This is a genomic window from Streptomyces sp. A 4/2 (assembly GCF_940670765.1).
GTDB lineage: Bacteria > Actinomycetota > Actinomycetes > Streptomycetales > Streptomycetaceae > Streptomyces.
This window is the reverse complement of sequence record NZ_CALNVW010000016.1, coordinates 229,011-254,220: the sequence shown is the minus strand read 5'-3', so window position 1 is coordinate 254,220 and position 25,210 is coordinate 229,011. Positions and strand designations below refer to the sequence as shown.

Below are 25,210 nucleotides of genomic sequence, written 5' to 3'. Positions count from 1 at the left end.
CAGGGTGGTGCGGGCCGGCGGTCAGGGCCGGCTGGGGGAGGGGCAAGGTGAACCGGCATGCGGCCCAGGCCTGTCGGGACAGGCGACGGCCGCCGGGAGGAAGCCGGTACCGGCCGCCCAGGACAGCGCGGCCGACCACCACTGCGCGGTCGGCTCGGCGAAACGCACCCCGAGCCGGCCGAGCACCACCTGGGTCCACGAGCTGTCGAAGACGACGTTGCGGTCGCCGAGCTGGGACCAGGCCGAGGCGATTCGGGCCATGTCCGGATGGTGCTCCTCGGCGCGGGCCAGCGCCGCGGCGAACGTGGCGTCGTCCGTCAGCCGGACGGGATAGCCGTGGCGGGTCATCCACGTCACCAGCTCGTCGTGCGGGACGGTGTGCGGCGACTCGACGTGGTAGACGCCCGGCGCCGCGTACGGATAGCTCGCGATCGCCGCGATCCCCGCCGCCACCGTGTCCACGTGGGAGAACTCGAACGTCGCCGACGGCCGGCTCGGCGCCGCGCCGGCCAGTACGTAGCCGCGGACGGTCTGATAGACCCGGTTGTCCGCGATGTTGTCCTGGAACGCCCCGGTCCTGCTGTGTGCCGCGATGTGGCCGCTGCGGTGGATGTAGGCCTGACCGCCGGAGGCGGCCCAGGCACGGACGGTCTCCTCCGCCCCGAACTTCACCTTCTCGTACGGGGTCCGGAAGCTCTGGCCGATGCGGAGATCCGCCTCGCTGAACCGGCGTGCGGGACCGGCCACACCGCCCGCGACGGCCAGCGTGGAGATGTGGTGCAGCCGGGCACCGGGGGCGTGCGCGTCGATCCAGTCGAGCAGTTGCCGCACCCCGGCGATATTGGTCCGCTCCAGTTCGGCGGGTGAGGCCACCAACCGGACGTCTGCGGCGGCGTGTACGACGACACGGGCCGTACGGGCCCGTGCGAGCCCGGCGGGAGAGAGGCCGAGGCCCTCCCGGGTGATGTCACCGGCGATCACTTCGGCGCCGCCGAGCCGCCGGGCCGCCTCGGCGTCGCTCCTCCCGCGCACCAGACAGGTCACCCGTGCGCCCTGGTCGGCCAGCTCGGTGAGTACGTGCCGGCCCAGATAGCCGGTCGCCCCGGTCAGGAGTACGTGTGCCGGCTCGCGCACGACTCGCCAGCCGCCCCGAAACGGTTCAGCACCCCGGTGCAGCAGCTGACCGGAGGTGGACACCCCTGCCCTGACGTGGGGAGGAGCGTTGGTGTCCGCCGCACCGGCCACCGCGTGGGAGAAGGCGGTGAAGATCTGTTCCGCGTGGTCGTGGGAGAGCTGTGGCCATGCGTACACCAGATCGGTCACCAGCCTGCCGTCGACGATCCGGGCGGTGAGGCGGAGCCGGTACAGCGTGTCGCCGCTGGGACAGCGGGCCGCCCCGGCCTGCTCGTCCGCCACCGACCAGCCCAGGGCCGGATCCTCGGGCAGCCGGAACGTGCCCAGGAAGTTGAACCCGGCCTCGGGGCGCGCCCCTTCGGCGTCCATCGGTATCTGGGGTGCCCGCCGGACGAGATCCTCGACCTCGGACACCCGCCGTGTGCCGTCCGCCGCGTCGATGGTCAGCCACTTGGCGGCGGTGAACCAGCCCACCGTGTCCAGGTACTGCCCGTCGTCACTGCCGGTCTCCCGGCCGTGGGTCTCCACCTCCACCGCGAGACTCCGCTGGCCGCTCCAGGCCGGCACGGCGTCGGCGAACGCCGAGAGCAGCACCGCTTCGAGGCGCTGGGCACGCCCGTGGCGCGCGACGAGGCGGTCCGTCGCCTCCTCGTCGAGACACCAGGTGAGGGCTGCCGGTTCGGCACCACCGGTGGCGTCGTCCTCGGGGAGCCGGGGTGCGGCGGCCGGGTGCACGGCGGTGGTCGGGGGCACGGCAGCGGCCCACGCGTAGAAGTCGGCGGTCGGCGGGAGGTCGGCCTGCCGGCCGGACAGCGCGGCCCGGTAGGCGGTGGCGAGGTCGTCGAGCAGGATGCGCCACGACAGTCCGTCGACGACGAGGTGGTGGGCGATCAGCGCGAGCCGGTCGTCCACACCGGGCCCGCCGGAGAACAGATGCACCCTCAGCAGGCGTCCGGCTTCCGGGTCGAGACTGCGGTGCAGCTCGGTGCAGACCGTGCCGACCGTCTCGGACAAGGCGTCGGCAGCCCGCAGCCGGGTGTGGCTCACCGTGTCCAGGTCGGCCTCGGGCCGGGTACGCCCGGGACCGCCGGGGCCGAGCGGCCGGCGCAGCGCCGCATGGCGGTGCAGGACGGCCCGGACCGCCGCCGACAGGGCGCTCGTGTCCACGCGCTGCCCGCACCGCAGCAGAACGGACTGGTTCCAGTGCCGTGGCTCGTCGATGGGCTGTCGGAACAACCAGCGCTGCGCGGGAGCGAGCCGGCCCGGTTCGGTGGCGGTGTCGGAGCGCGGCTGCGGAGGACGGTGCGCGGAAGCAGTCGCTGCCGCTGCCAGCAGGGTGGGTGTCGGGTGCTCGTAGAAGTCCTGGAAGGCGACGCGGTGGCCGCGTCGGCGCAGTGACGCGATGGTGCGCATCGCGAGGATCGAGTCGCCGCCCAGGTCCAGCACGTTGGCGTGCTGATCCACCACGGGCAGGCCCAGTGCGTCCGCCCACAGCTCGGCGATGGTGTGTGCCAGCGACGCGGTGGCCCGGTCGGCGCCCTCTGCCGGGGCGGACGGTTCGAGGCGTGCCGTGCGGGCCCGGGACTCGATGAGGCCGGACACGGCGCTGCTCAGACGTTCGCGGTCGAGCTTTCCGTTCGCTCCGAACGGGAAGTCCGGCAGCGCGAGGATCGGCTGGGGGACGGAGTAGTCCGGCAGCCGGTCACGCAGGTGCGAGCGGAGTGCGGCGAGCGCCTCGCCCTCGGCACACCGGTCGGACAGCCGTACGGCGGCCACCAGATGACTGCCCGCGGGGGTGGCGCGCACGATCACCGCGCACTGGCGGACATCCGGGAACTCCCCGATGGCGTGCTCGATCTCGACGGGATCGACGCGGAAGCCCCGGACCTTCGCCTGGCGGTCGGACCGGCCGACGAAGACGAGGTTCCCGTCCGGCCGGCGGCGGCACACATCACCCGTCCGGTACTCCCGCCGCCCCTCGCGCGTGACGAACCGGCGCGCGGTCTCCTCCGGCCGCCCGAAGTACCCGGCGCTCACCCCTGCTCCGCCGATGTGGAGCTCGCCCTCGACCACGTCGCCCTCGATCACGCCGCCCTCGACCGTGTCGCCCTTGAGCACGTCGCTGTCGACCGCGTCGCCCGCCACCGTGTCGCGCTCCAGCCGCAGTTCGACCTCGCCGATGGCCGTGCCGATCGGCACGGTGACTTCGTCCGCGGGCAGTTCGGCCTCGCTGGACGCGAGGAAGCAGGTGGCCCCGACGGTGGTCTCGGTCGGTCCGTAGTGGTTGGCGACCCGCGCGGTGACGCCGTCCCGGAGGAGGCTCGCGGCGAGCGAACGGGGCAGTGCCTCGCCGCCGAGGATCAAGGTGTCCAGGACGGGCCCGTGCGAAGGACGGCCTGCCAGCAGCGCCGTCAGATGCGAGGGCGTGGTCTTGAGCACCGACACCCCGGCGTCGTGCAGCGAGGCCCAGAACGCCTCCGGGTCGCGCGTCCGGTCGTCGGGGACGACATGCACCGATCCGGCGGTCGCCAGCGCGAGCAGCCACGAGGTGTGACCGAGGTCCGCGGCAAGCGTGGTGACGTGGGCGACGCAGGGCGCGTCGGCGGCAGTGAACCCCAGCCGGTCGCGCAGGGACCGCGCGTAGTGCACGGCGTTGGCGTGGGTGACCGCGACCGCCTTCGGCTCCCCGCTCGACCCCGAGGTGAACGACAGGTAGGCGAGGTCGGCGGGCGCCCAGGGGAAGACCGCGGGCGGGTCGACGGGATCGGTCTTGGCGAGCGTGTCGACATCGACGAACTCGGTGCGGTACGGCTCGGGGGCCCGCATCCGCGGGGTCGTGGTGAAAACCTGGCGCACCCCGACGGCGTCCAGCCTCCGGCGTACATCGTCCGGACTCCACCCCGGATCGACCAGTACGGCGGCGGCTCCCGAGCGCAGGATGCCGTGCAACAGCGCGCACACCCGGGCGTCCCGGGCCCCGAGCAGCGCCACCCGGTCGCCGCGGCCGGTCCCGAGCTCGGCGAGGCGGGCCGCGACGTGGCCGGCCACGGTGTCGAGCCGTCGGTGGTCGAAGGCGCGTGCGCCGTCGCTGAGCGCGGGCCGGTCCGGATGGGACAGGGCGTTGCGTATGAGGAGTTCGGGCAGCGAAGTGCGGGAGCGGTCCGCATCCGTCATGTTCGTGGACCTCCGGCTGTGGCATCGGGTGTGCTGCCGCTCACGGAACCCGGGGCGCCCGGGGCGAGATCACCGGCGATGTACACGGTCGGGCTCTCCGGGAGCGACAGCCGCCCGGACAGTTCCCAGGCGAGCAGACGGTGCAGGCCGTCGAGGTGGACGATGCCCTCGCCGGTGGGGAGGTCCGCGTAGTGGTCGTGGGTCACCGGGCGGGTGCTCAGATAGATGGAGGAGAAGGGGGCGTCACGGAACCGGGCGATCTTCGCCGTGCAGACGGGGTTGGCCGCCGCCAGCTCCGCCGCACGCGAGCTGAGCAGGTCCGCGGCCTCGCCGACCGTCCGCCCGGTGCGGGGTACGAGCTCGAACCCACCGCCCTCGCTGAGGTGCCAGGGCAGTATCACTTCGCGGAATTCGGCACGGGTCAGCCGTACCTTCGACCAGGTGCCGAACATCTTGTCGGCCAGGAGGAGAACATTCTCCGCGTCCTGGTTGGTGTTGTTCCCGTGGTCACGCGCCACGGGATGGTCCTGATGGAAGGCGGTGAGCACCTCGTCGAATGTGACCGGACCGATGATCTGCATCGATGCCACTCCTTCTCACGCCGACCGGGCGTACTCGGTGAAATGCCGTTCGGCGAAGAGTTCCGGCCACCGCCCGCCGTCGAGACCGAGGGTCCGGGCCGTGGCGAGCATCTGCCGCCAGTACGGCTTCGCGGGACGCCAGCGTGCCCCCGTCTGGCAGTAGCACGCGTCGACGAAATAGCGGGGAGCGGCACCGGCCGGGCTCGGCGCGGGCCTGCGGGCGTGCAGCAGAGCGGAGTTGATCAGTACGGTCGAGCCGGGCGGCAGCGTGTCGATCACCACCTCGCCGGGCAGCTCGGCGCTGCCGAGGTGGGCGAACGCGGACTTGCTCCGGGGCCGACGATGGGACCCGGGCACCATCGCGAGGCTTCCTATCGTCCCGTCGAGACCACCGAGATAATGCAGCGCGTGCACCATCAACAGCTCCGGATCGCCACGGTCGTTGGGCTCACGGTCGTGGTGCCACGGCTTTCCGGGAACTCCGGGACCGTGCCGGTCGCTGTGCAGATGGTGAAAGACGAACGGCGCGCCCATGAGATCCGCGATCACCCGTAACAACGGCTCGTAAGTGAGAAGTTCACCGTGTGCGGGCATTTCCAGTTCCATGAGCGGCGGCGGGGTTTCGGCGCCGTGGTCGGCACAGGCGGCTATGGAACGTGAACGCAGTCCGTCGTCCACCCAGCGGTCCACTTCGGGCCTGAGCCGGTCCTGCAGCGATTCGGGAATGAGGCCGGGCAATACGATGTACCCCGAATCCGTAAATTGCTGCGCCGAGAGTAGTGTGTTGCCTTCGAAAGTGAGGCTGGCGCGGGGATTCTCCGGATGTTCCTCGGCCGTCGTCGGCAGCGTGGACACAGCGAACCACACCCTTCCCGGGCTCGTACTGTCAAAACAGCCCCTAACGTAATCAGAACCACTTCTGCCGCAACTGTGATCACGGAAAACGGCTGAAAAGCCTTGGCCGGGTCCCGAATCCGTCGGTTTGTTGTACGTGCAACTGAGGGTATTGCCAGGCCCACGGCATGGCCGGCGCGCTCCTCGGGGCCCGGGGCGAACACAGCGGTCACGACTTCCTGCGCGAGGGGGACGAAGTCCTCTCTCCGTTCTCACCGCGACCTGCGGGGGGCCGCGGATGTGCGTGCCCACACCACTGTGTGTAGCGTCGGCGGTCTCCTGGCCCTGCCCTGAGACGCACCACAACGCCACGTGCCGCCAGCCGTGTCGACACCCGCCCACTTCATTTCCGCGCTTTCTGCCCAGCCCTTGGAGTGCACGTTGAGGACGACGTTCCGTTCTCGTATGACCGCCCGCATCGGGCGCGCCTACCTGTCCAGGATTCAGCAGCGCGGGCTCGGCCCCTCAACCATGCGACTGCTGCCCGCGGACCTGCTGATGCTGATGCGCCGTGACGGCATGGACCCCGTGGACCGGATGGCCGAGGTACAGGCGACGACGCCGGTGTCCAAGGTCTCGCTGCCGTTCGGCATGGACGCCTGGATCGTCACCGGTTACGAGGAGTCGAGAGCCGTCCTCGGCGCGGCCGACGCCTTCAGCACGGACTTCGCCCACCTCGCCGCGAATGCCCGCGTGACGGCGGAACAGACGCCCGGCGGACTCGGGTTCAGCGATCCCCCCGTACACACCAGGCTGCGCCGCATCCTCACCCCCGAGTTCACGATGCGCCGGCTGCGGCGCCTCGCCCCCCGGATCGACGCCATCGTGGAGGAGCGCCTCGACGCGATGGACGCCCGGCAGGGGCCCGTCGACCTGGTGCAGGAATTCGCGCTGCCGATCCCGTCCCTGACGATCTGTGAACTGCTCGGCGTGGCGTACGAGGACCGCCACGACTTCCAGCAGCTGGCCATGGACCGCTTCGACCTCGCCGCCGGATCGCGTGCGCCCTTCGGCGCCATGTCGGCCTCGCTCGCCTACTTCCGGGACGTCGTCAAGAAGCAGCGCGCCGAGCCGGGCGACGGTCTGCTCGGCATGATCGTGCGCGAGCACGGCGACAACGTCGACGACGAGGAACTCGCCGGCCTCGCCGACGGTGTGCTCACCGGCGGGTTCGAGACCACCGCCAGCACCCTCGCTCTCGGCTCGCTCGTCCTGCTGCGGGACGAGGACCTCTTCCGGCGAATACGGACCGACGGCGCGCTGACCGCGCCGTTCGTCGAGGAGGTGCTGCGCTATCTCACCGCGGTACAGATCGCCTTCCCCCGGTTCGCCCGGCAGGACATCGAGATAGCCGGACAGGTCATCCCGCGCGGCGACATGGTGCTCTGCTCGCTCAGCGGCGCCAACCGTGATCCGTCGTACACCGCGGACGGCGGACGCTTCGACCCGCACCGCGACACCACCGGGCACCTCGCCTTCGGTTACGGAATCCACCGCTGCATCGGCGCCGAACTCGCCCGGATGGAACTGCGCGCCGCCTACCCGGCCCTGGTGCGCAGGTTCCCTCACCTGCGCCTCGCCGTCCCGCCGCAGGACCTGACCTTCCGCAAGCTGTCGATCGTGTACGGCATCGAATCGCTCCCCGTGCACCTGCGCTGAAGCCGGCCGCCCTCGCACCGGCGTGAGCGCTCGTGTGCGAGGAGCCGTCGGCCTCCGTCATGCCGCGCCCGTGCGCGCGCCCGTACGATCCCGTCCTCACCGGGCCGGGCGCCGTCGTCGGCAGAAGATCCGGGCGGCCTCTGTACAGGGCCGGGCCCGTTCGTAGATCCTCTGTACGGTGAAGCACACCGACGCATCCGACACGGCCCACCTGACCTCGGCACCGGATCCGGAGATCCGGACACTGCTCTCGGTCCTGGACGGGCAGCGGCGCCATGTCCTCGGCATCCTCGACGGACTCGACGCGGACGGCCTGCGCCGACCGGTACTGCCTTCCGGGTGGAGCTGCCTGGGCCTCGTCCAGCACCTCGCCCTCGACGTCGAGCGATTCTGGTTCCGTGCGGTGGCCTTCGGCGACCAGGAGGTCATCGGGGCGCTGGACGAGATCGACAACGCCTGGCAGGTGGAGCCGGACGTCCGGGCCGTCGACGTCCTCGACCGGTACCGCGCGGAGGCACACCTCGCGGACACCGTCGTCACCGCTGCGAACGCGGACACGCCCCTGGTCTGGTGGCCCCGGCATCTCTTCGGCGAGCCGCACCTGCACACCCTCAGGGACGTCCTGCTGCACGTCATCACCGAGACCGCGTGCCACGCGGGCCACCTCGATGCCGCACGGGAACTCATCGACGGCCGACGGTGGATGGTCCTGACCTGAGGCTTGCCCGCAACACGCTGACGACCGAATGCCTCCCGGGCGTCAGCGGACGCCCGCCGATACCGGGTCCGCCGAGGTGTGCGGGTCGGTGTCGGCCGCTCGGATGCGGCGGGAAAGGATCAGCAGTGGCTGGGTGAGCAGCGTGGTGGCGATGGCCATGAGGACGAGAACGGTGTAGAGAGGACCGCTCAACAGGCCCGCCTGGAGACCGGCGTTGAGGGCGATCAACTCGGTCAGACCCCGGGTGCTGAGCAGGATCCCGACCGTCACCGAGGTCCGCTTGTCCAGACGGCACGCGCGCGCCGCCAGTGCGCCCGAGCCCACCTTGGCGACCACCGCGAGCACCGTGACGACCACGAAGGCGGCCACTGCGGTACCGGTCAGGGCGCCGACACTCACGCTCCGGCCGGAGACCACGAAGAAGAACGGCAGCAGCAGCGACCCGACACCCTCCAGCGAGCGCACCAACTCCGGGTCGGGGGTGCCGTCCTGCTCGCGCGGCGTGACCACTCCGGCGAGCAGTGCCCCGAAGATCACGTGCAGGCCGAGCGCGCTGGTCGCCCAGGCGCCGGTGAAGGCGAAACCGATCAGTACCGCCAGCCGCGGCCCCTGGCTGACGCCGGGACGCCGCATGAACCAGCGCAGCAGCAGGCGCGCGGGCCAGACCATCACCACGGCCGTCACCAGCAGCAGGGCCAGACGCACCGGCATCGCCATTCCGGACCGGTCGCCGGTTCCCAGGAGGATGCCGACCAGGACCGTCCACCCCAGGATGTCGATCAGCCCGGCAGCCGAGACGGCGATGACGCCGGGCACCGTGCCGGCCAGCCCGGACTCGCGCACCACGACGACCAGCACCGGAACGGCCGTGATCGACAACGCGATTGCCAGGAAGAGTGTCGAACGCACCGGCACGTCGTGCGGGAGGCCGAGTTTCTCCAGCGTGCCGTGGAACAGCAGCGCGGCGCCCCCACCCACCGCAATGGGCACGGCGAACGCCGCGAACGCCACCGTCAGCGTGGTGCGGGACCGGCCGCGCAGCAGACGGAGGTCCAGTTCGTACCCGACGAAGTACAGGAACAGCACGAGGGCGACCTGGCTCAGGGCGGTGAGCATGGGGGTGATCTCCGCGGGGAACAGCATCCGGCCGACGGAGGAAGGGAGTTGGGACAGCAGACTGGGACCGATGGCTATCCCGGCTGTCAACTGGCCCACGATGGACGGCTGTCCGAGTCTGCGGGCCAGCAGGCCCGCTCCGTTGGCCACGACCAGGATGATCGCGGCGGCTCCGACCAGGTGCGTGATGGTGCTGTCCGGGCTCATGGGTTCCCCCTGTCGTCCGCGCCGCGTACGGCACGTTCACTGTGACAAGCCGGCCGGGCCCCGGAACGTGTTGCCTGAACCGGGGGCGAATGCGCTGATCCGGGAGACGGTCCCGCTGCGGAGTGGACATTCGACTCTTACGCTGCAGGGCGGTGAGCCGACTGTAGCCGAGCCGATCTCGCACGGAGTGGGTATCGCTGTCCGAGTATTGTCAATACTCCATTACGGGCGGGGCCAGGGGGAATTGCGCACTCCGCGCGCGGCCGAAATCGAACCTGCGACACCTGGTGGCCGAGGCGGCACCGACGCCGTAGCGGCGCTCGCCCCGGCGCTCCGCGAACCGGCTGCGGATGCGGCCAATCCGGCACCGCATCAGCTCCGAATACCTGTGGCCGGTCCGCGTCGGCAGACCGTGGCCGGATGGGGTACGGCGCACGGGCCGCGCCCCGCGGACGCCGGAGGTACACCGATGAGCACGCTTCTCCCCACGGGTCCCGACGAGTTCGGGGACGGACCGGTGGACGGGCCCGCCGAACCCGACGAGCAGGCGAGGGCCCGCCACCTCGCGCGCGCCGCAAGCGCTGCCACTCGCGCTGTCGCCTACGGGGGCGCCGAGGTCAGGGACGCGGCGGGGCGAACGGCCGCCGACATCGCGGCGGAGGCCGCGGTCGGCGCCGCCCCCGGCCGCGCGGCGCTCCTCGCCCTCGACACCGCCCGGCTGGCCCTCGGCGCCGCGGTCGACAACACCTCACCGCTGCGCGACGAGTTCGCCGCCACCGCCAGGGACGCCGTCGACGCCGCTCGGGCCGCGGTGGACCACGGCGCCGACGGCCTGTGTCCGGTGGCGAACATCCTGGCCGACGGGTACGAGGCACGCGCCGTCGCGATGCTCGGCGGCCACGCACCGCGGATCCCGACCCGGGAAGAGGAAGCCGCCGCAGGCCGGGGGGAGGGCGAGCCGTACGACGCCGTCTACGTCCACCCGGAGGACTCGGCCGCGTACACGGTGGAGACCCGGGTACGCCAGCCGAAGAACGGGAGGTCCTATCTCCCCCTGCCGTTCGTCCTCTCTCCGGACGCCAGACGCATCTCCCCGACGGGTGAGCTGTTCGCCCCCGGTATCGGTCCGCACTGGCGGATCGCGTGGCGTCCGCTGTTCTCCTGACCCGTCCGCAGGTCTCAGCCCTTCACGGTGAAGCCCGCCCGCAGCAGGGACTCGTCGCGTGACGAGGGGCCGACGAGCAGCTCGAAGGCGCCGGGCTCGACGACGCGACGGCCCTCGGAGTCCACCAGCGAGCACGAGGAGACCGGCAGTTCGATGACGACCTCGCGTGACTCACCGGGGGCGAGTGTCACCTGCTGATAGGCCTTCAGCTCCTTCTCGGCCCAGGTCACCGAGGTGACGGTGTCGCTCACGTAGACCTGCACGGTCTCCCGTGCGGGCCGTTCGCCCGTGTTGTGGACCGTGACACGGGCGTGCAGCGTGTCGTCCGCCCCGAGGGTGGGCGTCCGGACTTCGAGACCGGTGTAGGTGACGGTCGTGTAGCTCAGCCCTTCTCCGAACACGAACGCCGGATGCTGCGTGAGATCGGCGTACCGGGTGCCGTGCTGTCCGCGCACCTGGTTGTAGTACGTCGGCTGCTGCCCCGCGTGCCGTGCGAAGGAGACGGGCAGACGCCCCGACGGTTCGACGAGGCCGAGGATCAGTTCGGCCACCGCCCGACCGCCCTGCATGCCCGGGTTGAAGGCGTACACGATCGCCGCCGCGCCCAGCGCGGAGGGCGGGAGCACCAGCGGCTTGGAGCTGATGACCACGACGACGAGCGGTGTGCCCGTCGCGGCCAGCGCGTCCAGCAGCGCGACCTGCCCGCCGACGAGTTCCAGGGTCGCGGTGGACCGGCCCTCGCCGACCAGCTCGATACGGTCGCCGACGACGGCGACGGTGTAATCGGCGGCCCGCGCCGCGGCGACGGCCTCACCGATCAGGGTCTCGTCCGGTTCCGCGGGGACGACGACGTCCGGCCGGGGCTGGCCGTCGGGGAAGAACGCGCCCTCCGGATCCGGGCCCACCGTGAGGATGTCGGCGCCCCGCGCGTGCGAGACGGTCCAGCCCGCGGGGGAGTGGGCACGGAATCCGTCGAGCACGGTCCTGATCATCGCGCGCGGGTGACCGTCCGGCAGCCAGTCCGCCTGGCCCGACGCGCCCGCCCAGTCGCCGAGTTGGGTGTGCGGGTCGTCGGCGTTCGGCCCGACGACGGCGATCGTCCGCGGCCCGGAGCCGGCCCCGGCGACCACCCCTCCGGAACCGGACCCTCCGGCCAGGGGCAGCGTGCCGTCGTTGGTCAGCAGGACCAGTGAGCGGCGGGCCGCCTCCAGGTTCAGCGCGGTGTGTTCGGCGCTGCCGATGACCTCGGCCTGCCGGGCGGGGTCGGGGCGGCGCGGGTCCTCGAAGAGACCCAGCTCGAACTTCAGGGTCAGGATGCGGCGGACCGCCGCGTCGATCGCCGCTTCGTCGAGCGCGCCCCGGGCGACCGCCTCCTGCGCCCCGGCGAAGAACTTCGGCGTCGTCATCACCATGTCGTTGCCCGCGCGGACCGCTGCCGCGGCTGCTTGCGGGTAGTCGGCGTACACCCGCTGCTCCCACACCATGCGGCCGACGTTGTCCCAGTCGGTCACCAGGGTCCCGGTGTAGCCCCACTCGCCGCGCAGCACGTCGTTCAGCAGCCAGTTGTTCACCGTGATCGGGACGCCGTCCATCGACTGGTACCCGAGCATGAACGTACGGCAGCCCTCCCGGGCGACCCGCTCGAACGGAGGCAGGAACCAGGAACGGAGCTTGCGCCGTGAGAGGTCGGCCTCGCTGGCGTCCCGGCCGCCCTGGGTCTCGGAGTAGCCCGCGAAGTGCTTGGCGCACGCCAGGATCGCGGTCGGGTCGGCGAGCCCGTCGCCCTGGTAGCCGCGCACCATGGCCGAGGCGAACTCCCCGATGAGGTACGGGTCCTCGCCGAAGGTCTCGCTCACCCGGCCCCAGCGCAGGTCGCGCGTGATGCACAGCACCGGGGAGAACGTCCAGTGCACACCGGTCGACGCGACCTCGACGGCCGTCGCCCTCGCGATGCGCTCGACGAGCGCCGGGTCCCAGGTCGCGGCCATACCGAGCTGGGTGGGGTAGATCGTGGCGCCCTCCCAGAAGGAGTGCCCGTGGATGCAGTCCTCCGCGACAAGCAGCGGGATACGCAGACGGGTCCGGCCGGTCAGCTCGGCGGCTTCCAGAACGCGGTCCGGCGGGGCATGCAGGATCGACCCCACGTGCAGGTCCTCGATGAGGTGCCGCACCCCGTCCTTGGCGTTCAACTGGAGCATCTGTCCGGTCTTCTCCGGCAGCGTCATACGGCCGAGGAGGTCGTCGACCCGCTCGGCGACGGGCAGCGCGGGGTCGAGGTAGGGCAGGGAGGGGGCCACAGGGATTCCTTTCGCAACGTCGTTGTCCTGCTCGTCGGGCGGGACAACGGGAGACGCGGCCCAGGGGGCGGGGCACGGCTCCCGCTGGCCGCGACGGTCCACGGTACGCACCATACCGACCAAGTGGTAAGTATTCCGGTGTGCGAATCTGTTCGGCGACGCAGTCCGACGAGACCCGGGAAGTGACGAGTGACCGCTGAAGAGCGGCGCGGCTACGCGAAGGGCCGTGCGAAACGGCGCGAGATCCTCGACCACGCCATGGCCATGTTCGGCGAGGCGGGTTACCGGGGAGCGTCACTGCGCACGATCGCGACCCGCTGCGGTATCTCCCACCCCGGGCTGCTGCACCACTTCCCGACCAAGGAATCGCTCCTGCTCGCGGTCCTGGAACACCGCGACGAGGTCGACGGCGAGTGGATGTCGCTCGGCAGCCCGACCGGCGTCGACCGGCTGCGCAGGATGGCCGATCTGGCCGAGCTGAACGCGGGGCGCCGCGGGATCGTCGAGTTGTTCTCGGTGCTCGCCGCGGAGGCGACGGCCGCCGACCACCCCGCCCACGCGTACTTCGTGCGGCGTTACCGGACCTCGGTGGAGGGAGCGGTACTCGCGTACGGGCAGGCGCACGACGCGGGCGCGCTGCGGCCCGGCATCGCGCCCGAAGTGGCGGCGCAGCAACTGATCGCGCTGATGGACGGACTCCAGGTGCAGTGGCTCCTCAGCGGATGCACGACGGACATGGCGGGCGTGCTGCGCGCGCACGTCCGGGCCCAGCTCACCGTCCCGTTCTGACCCGATCCGAGTAGGGCCGATCCGATCCGAGCCGGTTCCCGGGGCGGACACCACGTCCGCCGCGCCCCGCATGCGCCGCGCCCGGTGGTCCCGCAGGCTGGTGCCGGACAGGCCGGAACGAGATCGGGGCATCGCATGGGACAACCACTCGGCCGACGCGCGGTGCTGCTCGGCGCCGGAGGTCTGGTCACGGGAGCCGTGGGACTGGGCGCGGCCGGATGCTCCGGAGACCCCCGGACGGCTGCGGGCCCCGGCCGCGCTTCGTCCCCGTCCCCGTCCTCTCGTTCCTCCTTGCCCGCGACCACGCCCTGGCGCCCGGACCGCGCCGACGTGGACCCCGCGGTGAAGCTGCGCGCCGTACAGGTCGTGGAGGCGATCGGCGCCTGGGGCGCCGGAGAGGGCGGCGCGACCGCGGCGAAGAAGCGGGTGGCCGCGCTGGGAGCGGCGCCGTCCCTGGTGGACCAGGCGGGACCGCTGCTGCCGGGCGCGAACGAGGCCGCACTCCAGGTGATCGACGCGCAGTACGGCGGCATCCTCAGCGACTCGGCCAGCGTGCTGGTGGTCTGCCGCCAGTGGACACCCGGTCATGCCGGTGGCACGACCGTCGACGTACGGCTGAGCCGGGCGCAGCCCCACTGGAAGGTGACCGCGCTCCACCCGGCGCGACCCGGCGCGGCGGTGGCGTCGCTGCCCTCGGCCGCACAGCGTGTGCTGGCGAACCCGCGGATCACGTTGCCCCCCGCGGCCGAGGCCGACATCCGCAGCGGGCACATCCACCCGACCGTCCTGCAGGCGCTGCTGCGGCTGGCCGGCACCTATCGGATGTACGTCAGCGTGATCCGCTCCGGCCACCCGCTGGACGTGTTCGGCACGAACCGGCCCAGCGACCATCCGCTGGGCCGGGCCTTCGACGTATGGCAGATCGACGGGCACATGGTCGTCGACCCGGCCACGTCACGCCGGCTGATCGAGTCCTTCATGCGGGACGCGGCGGCGGCCGGCTCGTACAACGTCGGCGGCCCGGTCCAGCTCTCCGGGGGTGCGACGGCCGGTCAGTTCTTCACCGACAACACCCACCACGACCACGTGCACGTGGGCTTCACGGCTTGAGGACCGACCTGATCAGTCCTGGACGACGGCGAACAGCCCGCGTGCCCTGGTGCCGTCCGGCAGCAGCCACTCGGCGCTGACCTGTCCCAGCGACCCGGCCGCGCTGTCGGACGAGCCGTCCTGTCCCGGCCGTCCCGGCTGCTCCGGCCGGAGGACGCGGTTCACGCGGAGGGTCAGCCGACCCGGTCCGGCAGGGGTGCGCATGCCGATCTCGGTGGCGTCCGGCCCGTCGGCCACCGCCGTGGGCCCGGTCGCCGAGGTGGGGCAGGACCCGGCGCGCCGACTGGTGACGGTCGGGTCGGGGCTGTTGCTCGCGTTCTGTGCCTGCGGCTCGGCCGCGCCCACGACGAGAGCGAACAACTGGGCGGCGAGAACCGGGTCGTGGGCTCCGTCGTACACCCACCGCTGTCCCAGCACCCCGTGCTCCGAGGTGCCGATGAGAGCGTGGTCGGCCCCGTCCAGGGGCGCGCCGCGGTACGTGAGCGGTACCTGGTACGTCACCGGCCCGTCGCCGGAATCGTCGGTGACCGCCATGAACTCGATCCCGACCTCGCCCTGCGGATCGTCGAGCCGGAAACCGCCGGCCTTGGTCAGTTCCGGCTGGTGCCCGCTGCCGCGGTACCAGGACTGCTCAGGGAGCCAGGAGGCGAGGAGCTCCAGCTTCGTAGGGGTCAGTGTGGTCCTGTGGATGACCGCCATGTCATGGCACCTTTCCCGTCGGTAGGCTGCTCATCCTGTCACTCGCCGTGCCGCGGACCAGCGCCCGGTACCAGCAGTACGGCGGCGGCGCGGGCCGTGGCGAGGGCCTGACGGCTGTCCGTCCCGCCCTGCCCCAGGACGACACGGGTGCTCAGGCCGTCCAGCAGGGCGAGCAGTTGGGACGCCTGCTCGGTGACATCGGCCGGGGCGAACTCCGCGCGCTCCACTCCCTTGAGCAGGATGGACCGGAGATCCTGCTGCCAGGCCTCGTCCATCTCCTCCTGGGCGGGGCGCAGGGCTTCGTCGGAGCCGGTGCGCGCCCAGAGCTCGATCCAGAGCATCCAGCGCGGATCGCGCGGACCGGTGGGCAGATAGAGCTGGAGGAACAGGTCGAGGCGCCGTCGTGGCGTGACCCGCTTCCTGAGTAGGGCCCGGCGCTCCTCGGTGAGGGCGTTCTCGCTGTAGCGCAGCGCCTCCAGGAGGAGCCGGTCCTTGCTGTCGAAGTAGTACAGCAGATGGCCGCCGCTGGTGTTCAGGCGCTTGGCGAGGGCGGACATGGTGAGCGTGGCCAGCCCTTCCTCGGCGATGACCGTCGTGGCCTCCCGCACGATGCGTACGCGCAACTCCTCGCCGCCGCGTGCCGAGTGCCGCTGTGCCGCCGCCCCTGCCACCTGGTCCCCGCTCCTTCTGTTCCCGCCGCCCCGGCTGCTTGCCCCGGCGCCCCGTGCCCCGGCGCCTGCGGAGCCGAGCCTATCTCTGTGAATTGCCGTCAAGGGGTTGACGGCCGAGGGGAGCTGCCTCCATCTTGAATGACGTTCAAGAGTTTAGAACACCATTCAAATGCGCGACACGGGTCGCGGGACAGGCGGCGGCGTATGGCCGGCGGGACGAGCACAGCGCGGCGCGAAGGAGTGGGGGAGCACCCGCCCGCGGTCGGCGGCGCCCCGGCCGCCGACGACGTCTTCCAGGTGGAGGAACACGGCATCGACCCGATCCCGGACGCCGAGCGGCACGGAGGCGCCCGGGACCTGTTCTGGCTGTGGTTCGGCTCCAACCTGACGTTCACCTACGTCATCAACGGAGCCCTCGCGGTCTCCTTCGGCCTCTCCTTCTGGCAGGCCGTCCTGGTCGTGGTCGCCGGCGGCCTGACGTTCCTCGCCATCAGCGCCGCGGGCCTGAGCGGCGTCCGTACCGGCACCGCCACGCTGGTGATCTCACGCGCGGCCTTCGGCGTACGCGGCAACTGGCCGGCCGGACTGCTGAACTGGATCGTCAGCATCGGCTACACCATCGTCAACACCGTCGTCGGAGCCCTCGCCCTGGCGGCCTGCTGCGCCTCACTGGGCTGGCACGGCAACGCCGCTCGCGCCGTCGCCCTGCTGCTCACCCTTCTGCTGACGTTCGTGGTGGCCCTGTGGGGTCATGCCACGGTGCAGTGGGCGGAGCGGTGGATGGCCTACGTGCTGGCCATCGGCTTCGCCGCCCTGCTGGTCTTCCTGCTGCCGGGTACCGACACCTCGGCGCCCAGCCTTCCCGGCGGCGCCACCGGCTGGTCCCTGGCCTTCGTGGTGACGCTGGCCGGGCCGTTCAGCTATGTGCCCATGCCCGCCGACTACACCCGCTACCTGCCGCGCACCACCACGCTGCGCTCCCTCACCCTCAACGGCGCGGCGGGCGGCTTCGTCTCCTCCGTGGTCCTCGGCATCGCCGGGGCCGCGGCAGCCACCCAGGCGGACCTGGGCGACGCCGTCGCCGGAACCCAGAAGCTTCTCCCGGTGTGGTTCCAGCCGGTGTTCCTCGTGCTGGTACTCGGCGGATCGGTCACCAACTCGATCATCACGCTGTACTCCTCCAGCCTCAACCTGCAAGTGCTCGGCATCCCCTGGAGCCGCGCCAAGGCCATCCTCATCAGTGCCGCCGTCACTGCGCTGGGTTCGCTGGCCGCGCTGTTCGTACTCGACTTCACCGAATCGCTGCTCTCGTTCCTCTCCCTGCTGGTCATCGTGTTCGCCCCGTGGGGCGGCGTCTTCCTCGCCGACATGCTGCTGCGGCGCTGCCACTACGACAGCGACGCCCTGCACGGCGGGCGCGACGGCGCGTACTGGTACCGCGCGGGCTGGCACGCCCCGGGAATCGTCGCCCTCCTCGGCGGGATGGCCTTCGCCGCGCTCACCTGTGACAGCGCCCTGTGGACCGGCCCGTGGGTGGCGCCGCTGGGCGGAATGGACCTCACTGCCCTCGGCGCGCCCGTCTCCGGCCTCCTCTACTGGGCGCTCGCCCGCCGCACGACGAAGCCGTACCGGAAACAGGCCTGAACTCCCTGCGGAACGCGGGCAGTCGAGCCCGCACCGCACTCCGATGCCCCACCGACAAGAACCACGCAGGAGCACCACAGATGACACCTCGCACCCCCTCCGCCCCGGCCGCGACACTCGTTCTGCGCGGAGCCCGGATCCACACCGTCGACCCCGGCCTGCCCCGGGCCGAGGCGCTCGCCGTGCGCGACGGGCGCATCGCCTGGATCGGTGACGACGAGGGGGCCGCGGCGTGGATCGGGCCGGACACCCAGGTCATCGAAGGAGAAGGGCGCCTGGTGCTGCCCGGGTTCATCGACGCCCACAACCATGTCCGGCTGGGCTCGGACGACGCCTGCGTCCAGTTGGCCGGAGCGCAGTCACTGGAGGAGATCCACGCCCGCATCCTCCGCTGGCGCGCAGCGAATCCCGACGCCACGTGGATCGAGGCCGAAGCCTTCGACTACTCCGCCGTCCCGGACGGCAGGATGCCCACCGCCCGCGATCTCGACCCGGCCACCGGGGACACCCCCGCGTTCGTCCTCAGCTACGACGTCCACACCGTCTGGCTCAACACCGCCGCCCTGCGGCTGCTCGGTGTCACCGCGGCCCAGCCGGACCTGCCGTTCGGCACCGCGAGGACGGACCCCGCGACCGGCGAACCGACCGGCTTCTTCACCGACTTCGCGGTCAAGGGGCTCTCGCGCGACGGATACCGCGCCCTGCACGCCCTCGGGGTGCCCTGGGCCTCCCCGGACCGCCAGTACCAGCGCCTCGCCGCCTCGCTCGACGACGCCATCAGCTTCGGTATCACCACCGTCGTCGAACCGCAGAACTCCCTCGACGACCTGCCCCTGTTCGAGCGCGCCCGCGCCGAGGGGCGGCTGCGTTCGAGGATCGTCGCCGCCCTCTTCCACCCGCGTGGCACCACCGGCGCGGACCTCGACGACTTCGCGGCGGCGGCGCGCGAACACGCCGACGACCGGCTGCGGCTGGGACCGCTCAAGCTCTACATCGACGACGTGGTGGAGCCGCGCACCGCCGCCATGCTCCAGCCCTACGCAGGGTGCGCCCACCACCGGGGCGACACCTTCTACCCGCCCGAGGAGTTCGCGGACCTGCTCACCGCGCTCGACGCCCGTGGCTTCCAGTGCTTCGTGCACGCCACCGGCGACCGTGGCATCCGCACCGTACTGGACGCCATCGAGCAGGCCCGCGCCGTCAACGGCCCCCGGGACGCCCGCCACCAGGTCGTCCATGTCGAATGCCTGGACCCCGAGGACCTCCCGCGCTTCGCGGCGCTCGACGTCGTGGCCTGCATGCAGCCCCGGCACTGCGCGCCGGAGATCGCCGGCCCCGGCCAGGACTGGGCGGAGAACGTCGGCGAGGAACGCTGGCACAAGGCATGGCCCATGCGCTCCCTGCACGAGGCCGGTACCGTGCTGGCCTTCTCCAGCGACTGGAACGTCGCGGAGATGGACCCCATGGTCGGCATCTACACCGCCGTCACCCGGCGGCCGTTGTCCGGCGGCCCGGCGTGGATACCCGAGGAGACGGTGGACGTACGGACCGCGGTGCACGGCTACACGATGGGCTCCGCCTACGCCAACTTCCTGGAGCACGAGCGGGGTTCGCTGACGGTCGGCAAGCTGGCCGACTTCGCCGTGTTCTCCCGGGACATCCTCGGCCTGCCCATCGAGCGGACCCCGGGAACCGTCGCCCAGATCGTGGTGGTGGGCGGGGAAGTGGTGCACACCGCGGGCTGAGACGGAACGGCCCCGGGGCCGGGCCGCCCGGACGGCGGCCCGGCCCCGGCGGCCGTGGTTACGCCACCGGTGAGTCGAAGTGCGGTTCCGTGCCGAGCAGCGCGGACACGTCGGAGCCCACCGGGAGCTCCCGGGCGGGCTCGCCCCGCGTGAACAGGCGCGCCGGACGCTCCCCGGCCAGCCGGGCCTCGGCCCCGGTCACCCGGAGCCAGCTTCCCTCGCGCAGTCCGAGTACCGGGACGTCGTTGTCCTCCAGGAACTCCGTCAGGCGCTCCGCGCGGGTCTCGCCCTTGTGCGTGCTGCCCGGATCCGGGTCGAGGTAGTGCGGGTTGATCTGGAACGGGACCAGGCCCAGCGTCTCGAAGGACGGCGGCTGGACGATGGGCATGTCGTTGGAGGTGCGGAGCGTGGGCGCGGCCATGTTCGTGCCCGCGCTGGCGCCCATGTAGGGAAGCCCGCCGCGCACGGCGTCGCGCACCGCCTCGCGCAGTCCCGTACGGTACAGCGCGCTCAACAGCCGGAAGGAGTTGCCGCCACCGATGAACACGGCGTCCGCGGCGGCCAGTTCGGCCACCGGGTCGGCGTTCTCGTGGACACCGCGCACCGTGATGCCGACCGGTTCGAGGGCGCCGCGCACCCGCGCCGTGTACGTGTCGTGGTCGGCCAGGGCGTAGGGGACGAAGGCCAGTCGGGCGCCCCGGGGCAGGAACCCGGTGACGGTGTCCAGGGCGTGTTCCAGGTAACCACGGCCGTGCTGGGTGGAGTTGGAAAGAAGCAGCAGATTCACGGTGGTGCTTTCTCAGCGAGGGGACAGGTGTTGTAGCGGGAGGAAAAAAGGGGGTCAGGTGCGCGGGCGGCGGGTGCGCTGGGGCGGGTGGGTGAGCCGCTTCTCCAGGAGCTGGGCCGCCTGCCGGAGGCTGTCGAGCCGGGACTCGGGTCCCTGCGCGAAGAGTTGTTCGGCCCCGCCCAGGCTGAGGCTGCCGTACGGCTCCCGGCCGAGGAACACCGGGACGGCGACGGTGGCGATTCCGCGGTCGTACTCGCCGACCGTCCACGCGTACCCCTGGGCGCGGATACGCAGGAACTCCCGCTCCAACTCATCGGCGTCGGTGACCGTGCGGTCGGTGAAGCGGGCCATCGGGCGGGCGCGGAAGAGGCGGTGCCGCTGCTCGTCGGGGAGGAACGCGTAGTACGACTTGCTGGTGGCGCCCGCGTGCGCCGGATACAGCTCACCGACCAGCGGGTAGTACCGCAGCGGCCCGGCCTCGCCCTCCTCCGCCGCCACGCAGCGCATGTGGTAGCTGTCCGGCAGACAGAACAGCACGGTGTCGCCGGTGGTGCGGCACAGCTCCTCCAGCACCGGGCCGGCCAGCAGCTCCAGCGAGCCCGAGCGCTCCCACTGCCGGCTCAGCCGCAGCACGGCCGGACCGATCCGGTAGCGCCGGGTCGCGGGGTCGGAGACCAGGAAACCGCGGCCCGCCAGCGTCGACAGCAGCCGCTGCGCGACGGAGGTGTCCCAGCCGAACTCGCTCGCCACCTCGGTGACGCCCCAGTCGGGTCGGGTCCGCTCGAAGGCCAGCAGGACGAGCAGTGCCCGGTCGACGGTCTGCAGTGCCCCTGCGGGCTTGCGCCGGTCCAGATCGATCTCGGCCAACGTCATCTCACCATCCAGACCCGAATTGCAAATAGAGGGAAACAGTTGCGCTCAACGCTATCGGATCCCGAATCTGCTGTCAGCACCCCCCGGAAGCACCTACCGGAACTCAGCGGGTGCTGACGTAGCGAGAAAGGCCCCCCATGTTGAAGTACGTCCTGGACATCGTGGATCTGCTGGACGATCCCGCGGCCGACGGCAAGCGCGTCGTCGAGTACCTCGACGCCGTAGCCGGTTCCGAGGGCTCGGGGGCCCGGGTCACCACGGTGGCCGGTGAGCGGGGCTCCACCGACTTCGTACAGATCCGCATCCACGGCAGCCGGGGCCGCACCTCGGGCGGCACGGCCCGCACCCTCGGTGTGGTCGGCCGCCTCGGTGGAGTCGGCGCCCGGCCCGAGGTGACCGGACTGGTCTCGGACGCGGACGGCGCCGCCGCCGCGCTGGCCACCGCCGCCAAACTGCTCGACATGCGCCGCCGGGGCGACGTCCTGCCCGGTGACGTGATCGTCGCCACGCACGTCTGCCCCAGCGCGCCCACCGAGCCGCACGACCCGGTGCCGTTCATGGGCTCGCCCGTGGACATCGCCACGATGAACCGCCACGAGGTGACCGATGACATGGAGGCCGTGCTCTCCATCGACACCACCAAGGGCAACCGGATCATCAACCACAAGGGACTCGCCCTCTCTCCCACGGTCAAGGAGGGCTGGGTCCTGCGGGTGAGCGAGCAGCTCGGTGAGCTGCTGGCCGTCGTGACGGGTGAGCCGTTGGTCACTTACCCCGTGACGACACAGGACATCACTCCGTACGGTAATGGTGCACACCACATCAATTCGATCCTCCAGCCCGCGACGGCAACCGCCGCCCCGGTCGTCGGACTCGCGATCACGTCGGCCGCCGCGGTTCCCGGCTGCCAGACGGGCGCCAGCCACGAGACGGACATCGCGTCCGCCGCACGGTTCGCCGTCGAGACCGCCAAGGTCTTCGGCGGTGGCCAACTGGACTTCCACGACGTGGGGGAGTTCGACAACCTCGTCAACCGCTACGGGTCACTGACGCATCTGCAGACCCTCGGCCACCCGTCACGGGAGTCATAAATGGCAACTTCACCACCCGCTGCCGAGGACACCACAGGTATCGGAAGCGACGACTACGCGCTCTCCCGCGTTCCGCGTGACAAGCGCTTCGGCTTCGGGAGCATGCTGCTCCAGTGGCTGGCCCAGTCCGGCTCGATCTCGCAGTTCACGCTCGGCGCCACCATCGGCGTGGGGATGACCTTCGGTAACGCCTTCCTCGCCTTCACCCTGGGCGCGGTGACGCTGGAGATCGTGATCTTCGCGATCGGCCTGGCCGGAATGCGCGAAGGACTGGCGACCCCGCTGCTCACCCGCTGGGTCGGCTTCGGCCGCAACGGCTCCGCCCTGGTCAGCTTCGTCATCGCGGTCAGCCTGGTGGGCTGGTTCGGCGTACAGAACACGATCTTCGGTGACAGCGTCTCCTCCCTGGTGGGAGGCCCGTCCTGGATGTGGTGCGTGGTGGCCGGACTGGCCGTCACGGTGCTGGTGATCTTCGGCTTCAAGTACATGGCCGTCTTCGCCAAGATCGTCACGCCGCTCTTCTTCGCGCTGGTCGCCTGGTCGGTCATCTCCACCCTGACCAAGCACTCCTTCACGGACCTGGTCCACTCGCCGCCGCCCGGCGAGCCGATCTCGCTGGCAGTGGCGGCCACCGCCATCGCGGGCGGGTTCATGACCGGTGCGATCGTCGCCCCCGAGATGACCCGTTTCAACAAGAAGGGCTCGCACGTCTTCCTGCAGAGCGCTTCGTCGATGATCCTCTCGGAGTACATCGTCGGCATGACCGGCGTGCTCCTGGGCCACCTCGTCAAGAGCAACCAGGTCTCGCACATCGTGCTGAGCACCTCGGGCGCGATCGGCGTGATCGTCGTGCTGATGTCGACCGCCAAGGTCAACGACTGGAACCTGTACGGCTCCTCGCTCGGCGTCGTCAACTTCTTCCAGGTCGTCTTCGGCAAGCGTCTGCACCGCGGCGCGGTCACCATCGTGCTGGGCCTGGCGGGCACCCTGCTGTCGGCGGTCGGCATCATGACGCACTTCACGGACTTCCTGTCCCTGCTGGGCGTCGCCATTCCGCCCATCGGCGGCATCATCGTGGCCGAGTACTGGATCGTCCGGCGGATGCGCAAGCCGCTGGACGAGACCCGCGAGGCGCAGACCCTGCCCACCAGCTCGCCCACCTGGGTCCCGATGTCCCTGGTCATCTGGGTGGCGGCGTTCTGCGTCGGCAAGTTCTACGACGGCGGCATCCCGGCGCTCAACTCGCTGATCACCGCCTTCGTGCTGTACGCGGGACTCGGCCTGCTGGGCTGGATCAAGCCGTACGGCACCTCCGCCGTGGAGACCACCCCGGAACTCCCCGTTCACGACACCAACACCCCCGTGGGAGCGGCATGAACACCCCTGACCCCGACCCGATCAGCACGGAGCCGATCCCCGCTTCCGAAGAGGCACAGCGCGAGGTCGTCGAACTCTGCGCCGAGCTGATCCGCTTCGACACCTCCAACCCCATCAGCAACGAGCGGGCCTGCGCCGACTGGGTCGTGGCCCGGCTGGCGGAGGTCGGCATCGACTCGGAACTGATCGAGAGCGCGCCCGGCCGGGCCAGCGTCATCGCCCGGATCGAGGGCGCGGACCGTGAGCGCGGCGCGCTGCTGGTCCACGGCCACCTCGACGTCGTCCCGGCGGACGCCGCCGAGTGGCAGGTGCCGCCGTTCTCCGGGGAGATCCGCGACGGCTACCTGTGGGGCCGCGGAGCCATCGACATGAAGGACACGGTGGCCGTGATGCTGGCCACCGCCCGGCACTTCGCGCGGACCGGTATCCGCCCGTCCAGGGACCTGGTGCTGGCCTTCCTCGCCGACGAGGAGGCGGGCGGCAAGTTCGGCGGCCACTGGCTGGTCGAGCACCGTCCCGAACTCTTCGCCGGAGTCACCGAGGCGATCGGCGAGGGCGGCGGATTCTCCTTCGCGATCGACGACGACCGCAGGCTCTACCCGATCGAGAACGCCCAGCGCGGCATGGCGTGGATGGAGCTGACGGCCACCGGCCGGGCGGGTCACGGCTCGTCGCCCAACGACGAGAACGCGGTCACCGACCTGGCCGAGTCGATCAACCGCATCGGTCGTCACACGTTCCCCATCCGTCTCATCGAGCCGGTGCGGGCCCTGCTCGTCGAGGCCGCCCGGCTGTACGGTGTCGAGTTCGACGAGAACGACATCGAGGGCAGCCTCGCCCGGCTCGGCCCGGTCTCGGACTTCATGCAGGTGGTGCTCCGCAACTCGGCGAACCCCACCATGTTCCAGGCCGGATACCAGACGAACGTCATCCCCGGCCGGGCCACCGCCCGTGTCGACGGCCGCTTCCTGCCCGGCCACGAGCAGGAACTGATCGACGCCATCGACGCCCTGCTGCTGCCTTCGGTCAGCCGGGAGTGGGTCAACCACGACATCGCCATGGAGACCACGTTCGACGGCCCGCTGGTCGACGCGATGTGTGCGGCGGTACGCGCGGAGGACCCGGACGGGCACCCCGTGCCGTACTGCAACCCGGGCGGCACGGACGCCAAGGCCTTCACGCACCTGGGCATCCGGTGCTTCGGTTTCAAGGGGCTCAAGCTCCCGCACGACCTGGACTACGGCCGGCTCTTCCACGGAGTGGACGAGCGCGTGCCGCTGGAGGGGCTGCGGTTCGGTGTCCGCGTCATGACCCGGCTCTGGCAGAGCGCCTGACGGCACTGCCCAAGCGACCGGCACCGGTCACCGCATACGCGTACGCCCCCGACGTCACGGACGCCGGGGGCGTACTGCGTTCCGCGGGCCCGCCGGGCGGATCCGTTCGGGCCAATTTACGCGCCGACGGGTCACGGCCGATGAG

19 protein-coding genes are annotated in these 25,210 nt (G+C 71.3%); 10 read left to right on the top strand and 9 right to left on the bottom strand.

The annotated features are described in order from the left end of the window. Positions 1–21 precede the first annotated feature (21 nt). From NBY69_RS10705 to NBY69_RS10695, 3 genes are read right to left on the bottom strand one after another with little or no spacing between them, the layout of a single operon-like run. Positions 22–4,308, bottom strand: a complete 4,287-nt coding sequence (locus tag NBY69_RS10705) for an AMP-binding protein (protein ID WP_250300354.1) — start codon at positions 4,306–4,308, stop codon at positions 22–24. Further along, on the bottom strand, positions 4,305–4,889 hold the full coding sequence (locus NBY69_RS10700; protein ID WP_250300352.1) for a DUF6309 family protein: 585 nt from the start codon (positions 4,887–4,889) through the stop codon (positions 4,305–4,307). The genes NBY69_RS10705 and NBY69_RS10700 overlap by 4 nt, the downstream gene beginning before the upstream one ends. A gap of 15 nt (positions 4,890–4,904) precedes the next feature. After that, positions 4,905–5,744, bottom strand: coding sequence for a phytanoyl-CoA dioxygenase family protein (locus tag NBY69_RS10695; RefSeq protein WP_250300350.1), 840 nt, complete (start codon positions 5,742–5,744; stop codon positions 4,905–4,907). Positions 5,745–6,188: 444 nt separating this feature from the next. Between NBY69_RS10695 and NBY69_RS10690 the strand changes: the two genes are divergently transcribed. Both NBY69_RS10690 and NBY69_RS10685 read left to right on the top strand, forming a co-directional pair. Then, positions 6,189–7,442 (top strand): cytochrome P450, encoded by a 1,254-nt coding sequence (locus NBY69_RS10690; RefSeq protein WP_250300348.1) that lies wholly within the window; start codon positions 6,189–6,191, stop codon positions 7,440–7,442. A 211-nt stretch (positions 7,443–7,653) separates the two neighbouring features. Beyond that, positions 7,654–8,160, top strand: a complete 507-nt coding sequence (locus NBY69_RS10685; protein ID WP_374211256.1) for a DUF664 domain-containing protein — start codon at positions 7,654–7,656, stop codon at positions 8,158–8,160. Between the two features lie 42 nt (positions 8,161–8,202). Here the strand turns inward: NBY69_RS10685 and NBY69_RS10680 are convergent, their stop codons facing one another. Further along, positions 8,203–9,483, bottom strand: coding sequence for a cation:proton antiporter (locus NBY69_RS10680; protein WP_250300344.1), 1,281 nt, complete (start codon positions 9,481–9,483; stop codon positions 8,203–8,205). A 469-nt stretch (positions 9,484–9,952) separates the two neighbouring features. Between NBY69_RS10680 and NBY69_RS10675 the strand changes: the two genes are divergently transcribed. Then, positions 9,953–10,648: a hypothetical protein gene (locus NBY69_RS10675; protein ID WP_250300342.1), complete on the top strand. Its 696-nt coding sequence runs from the start codon at positions 9,953–9,955 to the stop codon at positions 10,646–10,648. Between the two features lie 14 nt (positions 10,649–10,662). Here the strand turns inward: NBY69_RS10675 and NBY69_RS10670 are convergent, their stop codons facing one another. Continuing rightward, a complete protein-coding gene (locus NBY69_RS10670) occupies positions 10,663–12,945 on the bottom strand; it encodes a glycoside hydrolase family 3 N-terminal domain-containing protein (RefSeq protein ID WP_250300340.1) in 2,283 nt (760 codons plus the stop codon). A 189-nt stretch (positions 12,946–13,134) separates the two neighbouring features. Between NBY69_RS10670 and NBY69_RS10665 the strand changes: the two genes are divergently transcribed. Both NBY69_RS10665 and NBY69_RS10660 read left to right on the top strand, forming a co-directional pair. After that, positions 13,135–13,734 carry a TetR/AcrR family transcriptional regulator gene (locus NBY69_RS10665; RefSeq protein ID WP_250300338.1) on the top strand — a complete coding sequence of 200 codons (600 nt, stop codon included), beginning with the start codon at positions 13,135–13,137 and terminating at the stop codon, positions 13,732–13,734. A gap of 291 nt (positions 13,735–14,025) precedes the next feature. Continuing rightward, positions 14,026–14,844 carry a hypothetical protein gene (locus tag NBY69_RS10660; RefSeq protein WP_250300336.1) on the top strand — a complete coding sequence of 273 codons (819 nt, stop codon included), beginning with the start codon at positions 14,026–14,028 and terminating at the stop codon, positions 14,842–14,844. 12 nt (positions 14,845–14,856) lie between these two features. Here NBY69_RS10660 and NBY69_RS10655 read toward each other — a convergent pair whose 3' ends face one another. Together NBY69_RS10655 and NBY69_RS10650 are read right to left on the bottom strand one after the other, a co-directional pair. Further along, entirely contained in the window at positions 14,857–15,543 is a 687-nt protein-coding gene (locus tag NBY69_RS10655) for a maltokinase N-terminal cap-like domain-containing protein (protein WP_250300335.1), read from the bottom strand. Between the two features lie 38 nt (positions 15,544–15,581). Beyond that, on the bottom strand, positions 15,582–16,214 hold the full coding sequence (locus NBY69_RS10650) for a TetR/AcrR family transcriptional regulator (RefSeq protein ID WP_250300332.1): 633 nt from the start codon (positions 16,212–16,214) through the stop codon (positions 15,582–15,584). 204 nt (positions 16,215–16,418) lie between these two features. Here NBY69_RS10650 and NBY69_RS10645 point away from each other — a divergent pair, with 204 nt between their 5' ends. Together NBY69_RS10645 and NBY69_RS10640 are read left to right on the top strand one after the other, a co-directional pair. Continuing rightward, positions 16,419–17,858 carry a cytosine permease gene (locus tag NBY69_RS10645; protein WP_250300330.1) on the top strand — a complete coding sequence of 480 codons (1,440 nt, stop codon included), beginning with the start codon at positions 16,419–16,421 and terminating at the stop codon, positions 17,856–17,858. A gap of 80 nt (positions 17,859–17,938) precedes the next feature. Beyond that, positions 17,939–19,603: an amidohydrolase gene (locus NBY69_RS10640; protein WP_250300329.1), complete on the top strand. Its 1,665-nt coding sequence runs from the start codon at positions 17,939–17,941 to the stop codon at positions 19,601–19,603. Between the two features lie 58 nt (positions 19,604–19,661). Here the strand turns inward: NBY69_RS10640 and pepE are convergent, their stop codons facing one another. Both pepE and NBY69_RS10630 read right to left on the bottom strand, forming a co-directional pair. Continuing rightward, positions 19,662–20,390, bottom strand: a complete 729-nt coding sequence (gene pepE, locus NBY69_RS10635; RefSeq protein WP_250300327.1) for a dipeptidase PepE — start codon at positions 20,388–20,390, stop codon at positions 19,662–19,664. 54 nt (positions 20,391–20,444) lie between these two features. Then, positions 20,445–21,263 carry an IclR family transcriptional regulator gene (locus NBY69_RS10630; protein ID WP_250300326.1) on the bottom strand — a complete coding sequence of 273 codons (819 nt, stop codon included), beginning with the start codon at positions 21,261–21,263 and terminating at the stop codon, positions 20,445–20,447. A 137-nt stretch (positions 21,264–21,400) separates the two neighbouring features. Here NBY69_RS10630 and NBY69_RS10625 point away from each other — a divergent pair, with 137 nt between their 5' ends. Genes NBY69_RS10625 through NBY69_RS10615 form a run of 3 tightly spaced genes read left to right on the top strand, consistent with a single transcriptional unit; the run spans position 21,401 to position 25,065 of the window. After that, a complete protein-coding gene (locus tag NBY69_RS10625; protein ID WP_250300324.1) occupies positions 21,401–22,354 on the top strand; it encodes a DUF1177 domain-containing protein in 954 nt (317 codons plus the stop codon). Next, positions 22,355–23,731 (top strand): cytosine permease, encoded by a 1,377-nt coding sequence (locus NBY69_RS10620; RefSeq protein ID WP_250300322.1) that lies wholly within the window; start codon positions 22,355–22,357, stop codon positions 23,729–23,731. Then, positions 23,728–25,065, top strand: a complete 1,338-nt coding sequence (locus NBY69_RS10615; protein WP_250300320.1) for a M20/M25/M40 family metallo-hydrolase — start codon at positions 23,728–23,730, stop codon at positions 25,063–25,065. Before NBY69_RS10620 ends, NBY69_RS10615 begins: the two co-directional genes overlap by 4 nt. Positions 25,066–25,210: the final 145 nt, after the last annotated feature.

What these genes read in the sequence shown, in the direction of transcription:
- NBY69_RS10655 (WP_250300335.1), bottom strand. Translation starts at nt 15,543, where the DNA reads ATGGCGGTCATCCACAGGACCACACTGACCCCTACGAAGCTGGAGCTC.
- NBY69_RS10620 (WP_250300322.1), top strand. Translation starts at nt 22,355, where the DNA reads ATGGCAACTTCACCACCCGCTGCCGAGGACACCACAGGTATCGGAAGC.
- NBY69_RS10630 (WP_250300326.1), bottom strand. Translation starts at nt 21,263, where the DNA reads ATGACGTTGGCCGAGATCGATCTGGACCGGCGCAAGCCCGCAGGGGCA.
- NBY69_RS10700 (WP_250300352.1), bottom strand. Translation starts at nt 4,889, where the DNA reads ATGCAGATCATCGGTCCGGTCACATTCGACGAGGTGCTCACCGCCTTC.
- NBY69_RS10615 (WP_250300320.1), top strand. Translation starts at nt 23,728, where the DNA reads ATGAACACCCCTGACCCCGACCCGATCAGCACGGAGCCGATCCCCGCT.
- NBY69_RS10680 (WP_250300344.1), bottom strand. Translation starts at nt 9,483, where the DNA reads ATGAGCCCGGACAGCACCATCACGCACCTGGTCGGAGCCGCCGCGATC.
- NBY69_RS10645 (WP_250300330.1), top strand. Translation starts at nt 16,419, where the DNA reads ATGGCCGGCGGGACGAGCACAGCGCGGCGCGAAGGAGTGGGGGAGCAC.
- NBY69_RS10675 (WP_250300342.1), top strand. Translation starts at nt 9,953, where the DNA reads ATGAGCACGCTTCTCCCCACGGGTCCCGACGAGTTCGGGGACGGACCG.
- NBY69_RS10640 (WP_250300329.1), top strand. Translation starts at nt 17,939, where the DNA reads ATGACACCTCGCACCCCCTCCGCCCCGGCCGCGACACTCGTTCTGCGC.
- NBY69_RS10625 (WP_250300324.1), top strand. Translation starts at nt 21,401, where the DNA reads ATGTTGAAGTACGTCCTGGACATCGTGGATCTGCTGGACGATCCCGCG.
- NBY69_RS10690 (WP_250300348.1), top strand. Translation starts at nt 6,189, where the DNA reads ATGACCGCCCGCATCGGGCGCGCCTACCTGTCCAGGATTCAGCAGCGC.
- NBY69_RS10705 (WP_250300354.1), bottom strand. Translation starts at nt 4,308, where the DNA reads ATGACGGATGCGGACCGCTCCCGCACTTCGCTGCCCGAACTCCTCATA.